At 62.5% G+C, this 14,083-nt stretch carries 4 protein-coding genes; 3 read left to right on the top strand and 1 reads right to left on the bottom strand.

Annotated elements, in window-relative coordinates:
• Nucleotides 1–81: 81 nt before the first annotated feature.
• Nucleotides 82–1,623, top strand: a complete 1,542-nt coding sequence (locus ACFQ4H_RS04970; RefSeq protein ID WP_377567432.1) for an FAD-dependent monooxygenase — start codon at nt 82–84, stop codon at nt 1,621–1,623.
• On the opposite strand, the gene ACFQ4H_RS04965 is transcribed toward ACFQ4H_RS04970, so the two are convergent.
• Nucleotides 1,610–2,524, bottom strand: coding sequence for a hypothetical protein (locus tag ACFQ4H_RS04965; protein WP_377567430.1), 915 nt, complete (start codon nt 2,522–2,524; stop codon nt 1,610–1,612). The two genes, ACFQ4H_RS04970 and ACFQ4H_RS04965, sit on opposite strands and share 14 nt — an antisense overlap.
• Before the next feature lie 1,373 nt (nt 2,525–3,897).
• Between ACFQ4H_RS04965 and ACFQ4H_RS04960 the strand changes: the two genes are divergently transcribed.
• Entirely contained in the window at nt 3,898–7,350 is a 3,453-nt protein-coding gene (locus ACFQ4H_RS04960; RefSeq protein ID WP_377567428.1) for a LamG domain-containing protein, read from the top strand.
• Between the two features lie 202 nt (nt 7,351–7,552).
• The gene (locus ACFQ4H_RS04955; RefSeq protein ID WP_377567426.1) at nt 7,553–14,083 is read left to right on the top strand and encodes an RHS repeat-associated core domain-containing protein; all 6,531 of its coding nucleotides are present in this window, start codon (nt 7,553–7,555) and stop codon (nt 14,081–14,083) included.

Raw genomic sequence — 14,083 nt, 5'->3', positions numbered from 1 at the left:
CGTTGCGGAAAGTGACACCTGTGGTTCTACCGTCTTGCCTCGGCCGGCGATCGCGTACCGGCCATGTCGGACGGAGGACCAGTGAAGAACCCCGAAGTGATCATCGTTGGCGCCGGTCCCACCGGTCTCCTGCTGGCCGTCGAGCTCGGCCTGGCCGGGGTACGCGCGGTCGTGGTGGAACGACTGAAGCAGCGCAGCGGCCAGTCCAAGGCGCTCGGCATACAGCCCCGGTCGGCGGAAGTGCTCGACATGCGCGGTCTCCTCGATCCGCTCATGGACCGGGCGATCCAGCTGGTGCCGGCTGGGCACTTCGCCGGGCTACGACTCGACTTCACCGCCTGGGACACCAGGCATCCGTACATGATCGGCATCCCGCAGGGGCGGGTCGAAGCGCTGTTGGAGGACCGGCTCGGCCCGCTGGGAATCGAGGTGTTGCGAGGGTACGAGGTGACGGCCCTGACCCAGGACGGCGACAGCGTCGAGGCGACGCTGCACGATCCGGCCGGTGATGACGTACGGCTGAAAGGTCGTTATCTGGTTGCCTGTGACGGCGGCCGAAGCACGGTCCGGGAGCTGCTGGGGATCGGTTTCCCCGGTCTGGACGGGCGGCTGCTGTCGGTGGTCGCCGACATTACGCTGGCCGACCCGGACGGCGCCGTACCGGAGACCTGGAACCTGCCGGTGATGACGCCGGACAGGACTGGAAAGGGCTACCTGGCCCCGATCGGCGATGGCGTACACCGGTTTCTGTTCTACGGGGCCGAGCAGCAGCAACTTTCCCGGGACACTCCGATTACCGAGGAGGAGGTGGGGCGGGCGCTGCGCCACACCGCCGGGCCGGGTGTCGAACTCACCGGTATCCGCTGGGCGTCCCGGTTCACCGATGCCTCCCGCCAGGTCGAACGTTATCGGCATGGTCGGGTCCTGTTGGCCGGCGACGCCGCACACATCCACTCACCGATGGGCGGTCAGGGACTCAACCTCGGACTCCAGGACGCCTTCAATCTGGGCTGGAAACTCGCCGCAGTCATCGACGGCCGGGCGCAGGATGGCCTGATCGACACCTACCACGCGGAGCGGCACCCGGTGGCGGCGCGAGTCCTGGCCAACACCCGGGCACAGGCGGTGCTGCTCGTCCATGACGAGGAGAACCTCGCGCTACGTGACATCGTCTCCGATCTCCTACGCGTACCGGAGGCCAACCGGCTGATCGCCGGCATGATCTCCGGTCTCGACATCCGATACGAACTGCCCGGCAGGCCGCATACCCTGCTCGGGCGGCGGATGCCGGATCTTGATCTGGAAACGTCGGACGGGCGGGTTCGGGTGGGACGGCTGCTGCACGAGGGCCGAGGGCTACTGCTGACATCGGCGGACGGAGCGGAGTTCGCCACGATTGTCGATGCGTGGTCTGGACGGGTCCGGCACGTCGGTGTCCACGGAGAACTCGGCGCGGATGCTGTCCTGGTGCGACCCGATGGCTACGTCGGCTGGGCCGGTGAGGTCGGTGACAGCACCGACCTGGTGGCCGCGCTGAACCTCTGGGCCGGGGTACCCGCCAGTCGAGACGTTGGAACTATCGACGCATTCTGCGGCAATCCGTCAACGGCTAGTACTGCATGACACAGTAGACGACGGTCGGATGCGTGAACCGGTACCAGCGGTTCCACTTGTAGTTCCGGGTGCACCGGTTGCCATTGGAGGCGCCGGGCACGATGTCGATGACGTGGACCGTACCCTTCGCCTTGCAGGCCGACGCAGCGACGACCCAGCCACGACCCTTCGGGAACTTGTAGCAGTAGAAGCGCACCAGGTGAAGTTCCAGGCACATCCGGTAACCATCTTCCGTGATGTACCCGGATTCGCTGTCGGCGCAGGTGTTCTGTTCGTAGTCCACCGAAACAACCCGGTAGGTGCCACGGGTGCCGTTGCAGTTGCCGATTCCCTGGAAGGACCCGCTCTCGCTGACGACGATGCACTGCCCGATCTTCGCCGGCGGCGGGGGTGGTGCCTTGGTCGTGGTCACGTCGGCGGGTGGCGAGTACGTCGTCCTCTCGACGTTCGGCGGGTCGTACTTCGTCTCGTACGGGGTGGGCAGGGAGGAACCCCCGGCCTGATTCCGCTGGCTGTCCTTGTCGTTGAAGACGGTCACCGCGGCCACTACGACGCCGCAGATCCCGAGCAGACACAGCGCCAGTACGCCGGCGACCACGCCGATGATGAGGGGGGTGTTGCCCTTCTTCGGAGGCACCGCCGGCGGGGCCATGCTGGGGTCTGGCGGGATCGTGCCGTAACCGGGGGGTGGGACCATGTCGGGATCTGGTGAGGGCATACCCGGATAGCTTGGATAGCCGGGGGGCGTGGCCATGCCGGGATCGGGTGCGGCTGCGCCCGGATAGCCGGGCAGTGGTGCCGTGGGGTCCTGTGGGGTTGCGCCCGGATAGCCAGGAGGTGTGGCCATGCTGGGGTCTGGTGGGGTTGCGCCCGGATAGTTCGGCACGCCCGGCGGCGGAGGCAACGTCACCCAACGAGTGTCACATAGACAGACTGGTGGCTGCCAATTTGCTATCCAAGTAGGACAGATCTCCGCATCGGTGCAGCCGGCAGACAGGCAAGTAGTCGCCTCCTGCGCGAGAGGAGGGACATGGCCGGTGAGTGATCAATGGCAACTCGACCAGTGGTCGGTCCGGCCGGAAAGCCTTTCGAAGTCGTCATCCACCAGGTGTTTCACCGTTGCAGCCGGCCCTGATATGTGTCGTCGACTGCCGGGATGGATTGTCGACCTCTTCGATATCGAAGATGAGATGCAAACTGTCGACTGTCAGAACAGGGAAATTGCCGAGAAGGTGAACGGCGGCATTCTCCAGCCAAGCGTTTGCATTTGCCTAATTCGATGCAATTTCCGCCTGTGCGGCTGGCCTTGATGTCGCCGAAGTTGCGACTATCGCCTGACTCCTTTGGCAACTGATCGTTGAGGCTAGTCCGGCACCTGACTCAGTGAACGAAGATCTCTACTCTGCTGATGATTGGCCGGCCATTGGTCGGTGGGCCAACCTCGATGCGTAGGAGGTGGAGCGGCGCCATCTCCTACGCTGTCAGGATCTTCACTTTGACGAGCTGCTTATCAACGGACCAGGGTTGATGCGCTTTTTGATGGTCCGATCGCTGCCGCGCTGGCGCTACGATCAGGTTCAAGCGCAGTAATTGGGAGAAAGCAAAGAGGACTAATTAACCATGTCTTTCGATGGTTTGGGATGAGGTCGAGACGGGCCGGGTCTGCAGCGGGGGCTTCCACGACGTTGGGCCGGTTGATCCTTACCGGCGTGCTCATAGTTGGTGCCTTCATGCTGTCCTCGACGCGTGTCTCGCACGGCCATGCGGTCCCACTGGTCGGGGCGCTCTCGGTAGAAACTGGTCTCATTCGCCTTCGTGGGAGCCATTTCTAGCTCCAACTGCTCTGCGATGTTTCATTTGCGCGCAAAACGCGCGGTTTGACGAGGATTGTTTGGCCCACTGCATGTGCTACCAGGGGCGTGCTGCGCTCAGGCTCGGATGGCGGGGTGCTTGCCGAGCGGCCAATTAGATAGATGTTGGTCAACTCGCATGTCCGCGGGCTGCCTTCGGTGGGGGCGTCGGTAGTTCTCCGGTCGGCGGGCAGCTGGAGGTGGTGAATGGGGGCCTGGTTGACGTGGGTCAGCAGGTGGGCGTCCTTCATGTAACTGACTGTATCTATGGCACTCGTTGTCCCTGGTCAGATGCCCGCAGTGAATGTTGCTTAAAGTAGTTGGCGCATCACCTATTGACGTGACGATCTTCGCCTTCTACGGTCGGCTCCTTGATCGATATGGGAGGGCTGGCGTGAGAGGCCGATCTGGAGTTAGGCAAGCCCGGAGACGGGTGGTCGGTATCGGCCTTGCAGTGCTGGCCGCGATGATGAGCACGGCGGTGCAGCCGAGGCTGGTCGTATCTCCGGCTGTGGCCTCGCCGATGTCGCCAACTGCTGCGGAGGCTGCAGCGGCCGAGGATGCTGCGTTGGACGCGGCGAAGCGGTTGGGTACTCCGATCGAGGTGGTCGGATCGAAATCGGAGACCGCTAGGACTGTGGCGACGCCGCAGGGCACACTGAAGTACGAGTCGTACGCCGTACCACGTTGGACGGCCAAGAACGGAAAATGGCGTCAAATCGACACCTCGCTTCGTCAGTCTCTGGACGGAAGCGTGGCCCCAGTCGCGACCCTGGTCGATGTGGAGTTCTCTGCGGGGGGCACGGGGCCGGCGGTGATCGCGTCGGTTGGCGGTGGTCAACTGTCGATGTTCTGGCCTACGGTTTTGCCTGCGCCTCGGCTCGTGGGCGAAACCGCAATCTACGAGTCCGTGCTGACAGGTGTTGACCTGCAGCTAAGGTCGGCGACCGACGGGTTTTCATGGGTGCTGGTAGTTCGGACACCTGAGGCGGCAGCGAATCCAGCTTTGGAACGATTGGCCTTCCAGTTGTCTACGTCTGCACTTACAGCCCGCAGCCGTACTGGTGGTGGTTTTGAAGTGGTGGACCCGGCCGGCGACGTGGTGCTGTCGGCGGGTAGTGCGTTGATGTGGGATTCATCGGGTATCGGTCAGCAGACGGCTCGCACACTGGACTCGGCTGCCGAGGACCCAGTCGAGCACGCGGTGCCGGACATGTCCCGTAAGGCGGAACTGCCGACCTCCGTGCAGGGTGCTGACTTGGTTATCGAACCAGATCTTGCGTTGCTGAGGGGGGCGGACACCACCTACCCGGTGATGATTGATCCCTTCTCGACGATCAACAAAACCCGCTGGGGGTACGCGGGTTCGACCGGTGCTACCAGGGACGATGGCATTGTCCGAGTCGGCTCAAACCCGGACGGGTCAGGCATCTACCGGTCGTTTTTTGCCTTCAATCTGACTGGCTTGTCGGGCAAGACGATTTCTAACGTCAAGTTTTTGACGACGATGACGCACTCCTACTCCTGCACTGCCAGCCCGGTAAACCTGTGGCGTACAGCGGCATTGACGAGTTCGGGTAAGCAGACCTGGGACGGCCCGAACCTTCAGCAGCACCTCCAAGAGTTGTCCGGAAACGCACACAAACCACCGGCCGCGCCGAGTTGCCCTAATGATCCACAGCCAAACAAGCCGATGGAGTTCGCTGCGACTGCACTCAAGAACGACGTGATCGCGGCGCGAGGACAGACCAGCTACACGCTGGCACTGTCGACGCGACAATCTGACGGCTCGTCCGAGTCAACCAGTACGTGGTGGAAGAAGTTCGACGCAGGAGCAACCAAGCTGACAGTCGAGTACAACACTCCGCCAAGCACTCCAACGGCCGCGCAGCTCGCCATCCATGCTGATTACACCGCCGCAGGACAACCGTGTGCGACGGGTACCGACCGGCCCGTGGTCCGCTCGAAGAGCCCATGGCTCAAGGCGAAACTGACCGATCCGGACGGTACGAACGGCGGCAAGCTGTCCGGTGTATTCACGGTGCAACAGTGGGATGGATCGGCCTGGGTGGGCATAACTGGTTGGCCGCAGACCAAGTCCGGGGTAGTCCACGGGACCAATGCCGAGATCCAGTTCTCCTCCAACGTCACCGGTCGATTCCGTTGGCAGGTGCAGACCCTTGACACGTTGGGTGGAGCATCCGGCCTCTCGCCCTGGTGCGAGTTCGACAACGACGACACACCGCCCGGTGCGATCCCAAGCGTGACGCCGGCCGACGGAATGTACTTGGAGTCACCGCCACGCGGCACGAATCAGGACTTGCGTGGTGCCCTCGGATTCTCCGGCCAGTTCACGTTGGGTGCCGGCGGCGACCCAGACGTATATGACTATGTCTACCAGCTCGACGGTGGCATGGAAATGACTGTGCCTGCGGCGAACCCCGGCGGTGCGGCCACCGTATGGGTAACCCCGACGCACATTGGCGCGAACGTGCTGACCGTCCGTTCTAGGGATCAGGCCGGCAACCGATCGGACCCGTACGACTACGTCTTTCTCGTCGGCGAGGCGACCGCGCCCAAGGCTGTGTGGTCTCTGAACGAAGGCAGCGGCTGGACGCTACGTACGTCGCCGGTAGGCGGCCCGGACGTGACCCTCGTGAACGGGCCGACCTGGGCTGATGGCCGTTCGCTGGGCAACCATGAGGCCAATGGTCGGGACAGGGCGGTCTGGTTCAACGGGGTGGACGAATATGGGGCCACTGCTGTATCACCGTCAATCGACTGGTCGAGAAGCTTCAGCGTTGCGGCGTGGGCCCGTCCCTTCCAGAGTGGTACCTTTGCCGCAGTAGTCGGGCCGAGTGGCGCGCACAACGGGCCGTGGAAGTTGCAGCGCGACAAAAATGGCCTGTGGTGGTTCCACACATTTTCCGCCGACAACCTGACACATGTACGCACCTCCGTTTCATCTCCACAACCTGCCGCCATCAAAGCATGGCAACACGTTGCGGGCGTATACGATGCGGGTCTCAAGCAAATTCGCATCTATGTGGATGGTGCGCTGGTGAACACACAGCCGCTAGGTTCACTATGGGCATCAGATGCGATCATGCAAATCGGCCGAGTGCGCTACAACGACACTGAGGGCAACTATTTTCACGGCGACATCGATGACATCCGTTTGTGGGATCGAGTCATCGATCCCGATCTGGACCTGCAGCCGCTCGTTGCCCCTGTCCTAGCCGGCCAGTGGGAGATGGAAGACTACGATGAGGAGGCACCTCGGCAGGTGACGGACGACGCGCCCTATCGGCGGTCGCTTACGTTGACTGACTCGCCGTCCGCACAGTGGTGCGAAAATGGTTACAACTACTCACTGGCCCTTTGCTTTGATGGCTTGTCGGGCATGGCGCAAACTGATGGGCCGGTGTTGCGTACCGACGACTCATACACTGTCTCAGCATGGGTGAAGCCGACAGCTTTCGGGAGCTTCCCGACTGTGGTTTCGCAATGCGGGGTAGAGCGCTGCGCGTTCTATCTTCAGCGCCAAAATACGTCTCCGGCAAGTTGGGCAATCGTTCTGCCGGACACGGACCTGCTTTCAACCTCGACGTACTACACCGCTAAATGGTCCGGGACACCCAGCCTGGATGATTGGGTGCATCTGGCCGCGACATACAACGCTGTAAGGGCTGAGATAAAGCTCTATGTCAATGGTGTGCTGGTGGCCACGACGTCTGGAATTCCGACGAGGTGGCAGGCTGGCGGTACCTTCCGAATAGGGCATTCGGACAGTGGCTCGTCTGTCGAGGGTGCGGTGGACCGGGTGCGGGCATGGGTGGGTGTGCTTTCGGACGCCGACATCCTGGCGCTAGCCAATGAACCCTGATTCTTGGCCACGCTTTAGCGTGGCCCTGAGTGGCCGACCTCCCATTACAGCACCGAACCACTCGAGCGCTGCGTAGGAAACGACCAATGACGATCAGTAGTCGAGGCCGACCGGCTCGGCTCGCCCTCAAACAGGATGGAAGGCAACGATGAGAATGGTGAGGCACGGCCGGTCGGCCCGTCAGTGGCGACGTAAATCGCTGATGGACAGATCCAAGGTCGCGAGTCAACGGATTCTGGCGATCGGGACGCTGGTGGTGCTGGCTGGCACGCTTGTCGGTCAGCTGCCCGCGCAAGCTCAGGCAGCTGCACCAACTGAGCGTCTAGCTGCGCAGCGATACAACTCGGTACCGGTAAAACCGGTCAAGATTACGAAGCCGGGTCTGGATCCGGCGGATGCAGCGGCGAAGGTCAAGCGGCCCGCACCGGTGTGGCCAGCGGCGGCGGTCGCTGAAGTGGATCTGGCATCGGCGGCTACCAGTGCACGCACGGCGGAAGCCGGGACGCCACTGCAGGCCGGGTCACTGCCAGTGACGGTCCGATCGGTAGCGGCATCGGGGGCTACCCGGTCTGCGGCTTCGGCTAGCCCAGCCAAGGTGCGAGTCGAACTGCTGTCACAGGAGAAGACCGCAGCTGCCGGGGTACAGGGCCTGCTGCTGCGCGTGGGGCGTACAGATGGACAGGCCTCGCCGGGGCAGGTTGAGGTCGCGGTGGACTACGCTACCTTCGCCACGGCCTATGGCGCGGACTGGGGTTCGCGCTTGCGTCTGGTACAGGTGCCCGAATGCGTGACGACGTCGTCAGATGCGTCGGGCTGTGCGCTCGTACCGTTGGATTCTCGCAACAACGTCCGCACCCACACGGTCTCGGCGACGGTGCAGGCTGCGGCGGCCGGCACCATGATCGCTTTGACAGCAGGCACCTCCGGTGGGGCAGGTGACTTCAGCGCATCCAGCCTTGCACCGTCTTCGTCATGGAGCCATGGAGGCGCAACGGGCGGCTTCCAGTGGTCGTACCCGATGCGGGTGCCGCCCGGCCCTGGTGGCCCTGCTCCAAGCGTCGGCCTCTCCTACTCATCCCAGTCGGTGGATGGCCGGCAGGCAGCGACCAACAACCAGCCCGGTCCGATCGGAGAAGGCTTCGACTATTCGCCGGGCTTCATCGAGCGTCGCTACAAGGCTTGCAGCGATGACATGGAAGGCAGCGCCAACAACAGCGTCGAGACCGGCGACCTGTGCTGGGGCCCGGACAACGCCACTCTCTCCCTCAACGGATCCTCCGTTGAACTTCTCAAGGGGACCGACGGCAAGTGGCATCCGCGGAGGGAAGACGGTTCAAAGATCGAGCTGCTGACCACCCCGGCATACAACAACGGCGACAACGACAACGAGTACTGGAAGGTCACCACCGCCAACGGCACGCAGTACTGGTTCGGTCGGCACCAACTTCCCGGCTGGTCCACCGGGCGACCGGTGACGAACTCCGTGCTGACCGTTCCGGTCTTTGGAAACCACCCCGGCGAACCGTGCTATCAGAGCACGTTTGCCGCGTCGGAGTGTGGCGGAAAGAAGCAGGCATGGCGATGGAACCTGGACTATGTCCAGGACGTGCATGGCAACACCATGTCGCTGTGGTGGTCCAAGGAGACCAACTACTACGCCAAGAACAAAAACCTGCAAGCCCCGGTAGCCTACGACCGAGATGCTTATCTGGAGCGCATCGATTACGGCACCGACAATCGCGATGGTACCGAGTATTCAGCGACCAGCCCATATGTGCAGAACGCGCCAGCCCGGTTGGAGTTCACCAACGCTGACCGTTGCCTGTCGAACTGCAGCACCAAGGATGCCACCACTTGGCCCGACACCCCGTGGGACCAGGAGTGCAAGTCCACTAACCAGTGCCTGGTCGGCTCGCCGACCTTCTGGACTTCGAAGCGGCTGACGGTGGTTACCACCAAGGTCTGGAAGGCGTCCTCGTCTTCCTACCAGTCGGTGGATTCCTGGACGTTGCGGCACACCTTTCCGGACCCGGGTGATGGGACGCGTGCCGGACTCTGGCTTGAGGGGATTACGCACCGGGGCCTCAACGGCACAACCCTGGCAGCACCTGAGGTGACCTTCGCCGGTATTCAAAAGCAGAACCGAGTCGACGCCACAGGTGGCGACTGGGCTCTGGCGATGAACTGGTGGCGGGTCAACTCCATCAGGCTGGAGACCGGTGGCGAGATCGCCGTAGAGTACAGCGGCCCACAATGCGCCAGGGGCGGCACGATGCCGACCTCGAGCGCCCTGGACAACAACAACCTGCGTTGCTACCCGGTCAAGTGGACTCCAGCCACCTACACCGATCCGATCACCGACTACTTCCACAAGTACGTCGTGACCGAGGTTCAACAGATCGACCACACCGGTGGTTCCCAACCGCTGCGTACGGCATACGAGTACCTGAACCCGGACAACCAGCCGCTGTGGCACCACGATGAGGACAACGGGCTCGCCCCGGATGACCGGATGACCTGGTCGCAGTGGCGCGGATACCCATCGGTGGTCACCTACGTGGGTGACGGGGCGGACCGGACCAAGACGGAAACCCTCTACTTCCGTGGCATGTACGGCGACAAGCTGGCCAATGGCGCTACGCGTACGACCACGGTGCAGGGCCGCGAAGGCGGCGCAGCCAATGACTACGAACACTATGCGGGTACGCCTCGGGAACAGTTGACCTGGCTCGGCGACACGATCATCGCCGGATCGGTGCACGATATGTGGCGCTCGGACCCACCGACCGCGACACGTGCTGGAACCCCTAACGCCGAGGCGCGGTATGCCCGGGTGCAGACCGTCCGGAACCGGCTTGCCACCGACACCGGGATCAGGCGAACCACCACTACCACCACCTTTGACAGCTACGGCATGGCGACCAGCGTCGACGAGGGTGGAGACGACACCAAGACCGGCGATGAACGGTGTGTCAAGACCGAGTACGGCCGCAACACCACCGGCACCAACTGGCTACTCACTCCGGTCAAGCGCAGTCACGGATGGGCAGGCACCTGCGCAACCGAGCCGACGTCGGACAAGAAGATCACTGCGGACACCCTCTTCAGCTTCGACAAGCAGGCCTACGGTGTCGCGCCCACCAGGGGGACGCTGACCGCCGTCCAGACGATCGAAAGCTTCACCGGCGGTACCCGTACCTACCGGGAGACGTCCACCGCGACCTATGACGGACATGGTCGGGTGATCGAATCTACGGACATCGCAGGGGAGAAGACCAAGACCGACTACACCCCGGCGAGCGGTGGCCCGGTCACCAAGGTCGTCACCACCAATCCGTTGCTCTGGACCAACACCGTCGAGTTGGACCCGGCATTCGGAGTGCCAGTCAAGACCACTGATCCCAACGAACGGGTCACTGAGGCCACCTACGATGCCATGGGCCGCACGACGCAGGTCTGGCTACCTGGCCGGCTCAAGACTAGTTACCCGTCAGCGCCGTCAACGAGCTACGAATACACGCTGTCGAACACAGCGATTTCCTCGGTGACCACTCGCTCGCTCAATGCCGAGGGCGGCTACGACACGTCGTACCTTCTCGTGGACGCTGTCGGTAGGCCTCGCCAGACACAGGAAGTCGCGCACGGCGGAGGCCGTATCCTCACCGACACGTTCTTCGATGCCGCTGGCCGGCCCTACAAGGCCAATCCGGCCTATTACAACAGCGGCACCGCAGGAACGACGCTGTATTCGGGCTTGGACCAGGATGTTCCGAGTCAGACCCGGACTGTCTTCGACGCCGCTGGCCGCGTCATCCACTCCCTGCTGCTCACCTCGGTGAACGGCGTCCAGGTGGAGAAGACACGGACTTCGACCTACCACTACGGCGACCATGTGACCATCGAGCCCGCCGTTGGCGAGGCGGCCACGACCGTGTGGACCGATGCTCAGGGCCGCACCGAGAAGCTGTGGCAGTACCACGGCCGGACCGCTACTGGGACCTACGACGAGACCAGTTACACCTATCACCCGGTCGGCCAACTGGCCACGGTGCGGGATGCCTCGGGCAACACCTGGTCCTACGAGTACGACATCAAGGGCCGAAGCATCGCGGTCAGTGACCCGGACAAGGGCGCTGCCACGATGTCGTACAACAACCTGGGTGACCTGGAAAAGACCACCGATTCCCGGGCTGACACACCCGACCTGTACTACACCTACGACCGGATGGGGCGCCTGGAAACCCTGCGCGAGGGGAGCCTCACCGGTCCCAAGCGGATCGAGTACACCTACGACCTTCCCGTGAAGGGCGTGGTGAAGTCAGCCTCCAGGTGGATTGGGAACGACGAATACCGCAGTGAGGTCGTGACTGTCGACGCGCAGTATCGGCCGACCCAGACAAGGCTCACTCTGCCGGCATCCCAGGCTGCGTTCTGCGGAGCGGGAGCCACGACGTGCAGTTTCGCCACGCGTGCCACCTACCGTGCCGACGGTTCGCCGAACACTCTGATCCTGCCGGCGGCCGGTGGTCTCGCTCAGGAAACCCTGACCTACAAGTACGACTCGACCTACGCGTTGCCGAACCAACTGGCCACCAGCTACGGCGATGTCACCCACTATGTCATTGACTCGTCCTACACCAACCTGTACGAGCTGAGCAGCACTACCCGAGCCACAGCGCTGACGGGCTCAAAGATCGTGCAAACCGGACAGCAGTATGACCCGGTGACCGGTCGGGTGAGTAACAGCTCGATCCTTCGGTCGGTTTCGCCGTCGTACATCACCAACACGTCCTACGAGTACGACGCCAGTGGCAATGTGCTCAAGATCGATGACAACTCGGGTAGCCGGCCACGGGATACCCAGTGCTTCAACTACGACCACCAGCGGCGGCTTACCAGGGCCTGGACACCGTCCTCATCGGACTGCAACATCGAGCCGGCTGAGAACGCGTTGGGTGGTCCGGCCCCGTATTGGCAGGAGTGGTCGTTCGGTGCGCCGACCGACCAGAAGGGGCGCATCGGTAACCGGCTAACCCAGACCGAGCGGGCTACCCCGACCGGAACGATCACCACCAGCTACGACTATCCGGCAGCAGGGGCAGCCCGGCCACATGCGCTGACCGGCTGGACCAGGACCGACAACACGGGCACCACGACGGGGTCGTATGACTACGACGCCGCGGGCAACATGACCAGCCGCCCGGGGCCGTCTGGTCAGCAGACGATGACCTGGGATGCGGAAGGTCATCTGGCCACGCTGACCGACAGCGTGGGCACGAACTCCTACATCTATGACGCGGGCGGCAACCGTCTGATTGCCAAGGACGCCACCGGTAGCACCCTGTTCTTCGGGGCGATGGAGCTGCGGCTCACCGCCAGCAACGGTCAGGTCGACTGCACCCGCTACTACAGCTTCAACGGTGAGACCGTCGCTCAGCGGACGGTTACCGGGCTTGCCTGGCTGGCCAGCGACTACCAGGGGACTTCGCAGGTCACGGTCGCGCTGGATGCCAACCAGACGATCAGTCAGCGGTTCCAGACGCCGTACGGTTCACCACGTGGGGGGACGGTCGCTTGGCCCAACAGGCAGGGGTTCCTCGGCGGCTACCAGGATCCGACTGGGCTGACCCACCTCGGCGCCCGGGAGTACGACCCGATAATCGGACGGTTCATCTCCGTCGACCCGATCAACGACCCGGGCAATCCACAGCAGTTGCCGGCCTACACCTACGCCGCGAACAACCCCATCACCTACAGCGACCCCAGCGGCGAAATTATCCCAGAGTACACAAATCCTGATGAGACGTTGCTGCCTGCCTGTACCGCTTTGAACCTTTCTGGGTATGCGTGTCAAAACGCATCTGAGGGCACTACGGGTCTGGGGAAGGGGCCTGGAAACGGTGGAGGTAGCGGTTTCACGCCAAAGACTACAGAGCAGAAATGGCGTGAATTCCTGGACGGCTGTGGAATGTACTTGCCAATCGGCGCCGCATGCGATGTCGCAAACGCTGCCTGGTACGTGGCCGAAGGTGACTATACAAATGCGGTAATTTCCGTGCTGTCGACAGTCCCAGGAGTGGACATCGCATGCAAGTTTGCCAAGTCCGTTTGTAAGGGTATCGCTGACAAGATCGCCGGTCAGATTAAGAAGCTCATATCAAAGGCGCCAACGGGTAAGGCGCCGAGTATCAATCCGGCCAAAGAAGCTGACGAGCTAGCGAAGATCAAGTCGGATGCACGCGATGCGGCTAGACCTGCGCCTAAGACGCCTACGCCCCCACGTAAGGATCCTACGCCCACATCTAAAGGTGGTTCTGGTGGGGACGGGTCTCGTGGTAAAGGGGGGGCAGGTCCAGATGACCCTGAGTCAATTACTGTGGGTGGCCGCGCAAATGGTCAAGTTGTAGCTGGTCATGGATGGTACTTCGAGATGGATGGAGAGACGCCGCCGCTCCCGGGTGGGATATATCTTCACTTCTATGTGGAGCATGGCGAGAAGCTCCTTGACCGAATTGGGGAAATGATCGAGCGTGGTGCGCGGAACGTAAAGCCAGTCGAAACCTTTGGTCCAGGTGCCCGCGTTCCGAACTACCTTATTGGTCCGCCACGGGGATTGAATATTCTTACTGGGTCGACAACTGTAGGAAGCCCAAGGCATCTCGCGGATATGCTGGCAGATGGTACGATTCGAGGCGTCTGTCATATGGCAATATGTCGCGAGAAGGTTATGTAG

This window comes from Micromonospora sonneratiae (assembly GCF_042679305.1).
GTDB classification, from domain to species: domain Bacteria; phylum Actinomycetota; class Actinomycetes; order Mycobacteriales; family Micromonosporaceae; genus Micromonospora_H; species Micromonospora_H sonneratiae.
Note: the sequence above shows the minus strand (reverse complement) of the source record. Positions and strands in the feature narration are given on the sequence as shown.

What these genes read in the sequence shown, in the direction of transcription:
- ACFQ4H_RS04955 (WP_377567426.1), top strand. Translation starts at nt 7,553, where the DNA reads ATGGACAGATCCAAGGTCGCGAGTCAACGGATTCTGGCGATCGGGACG.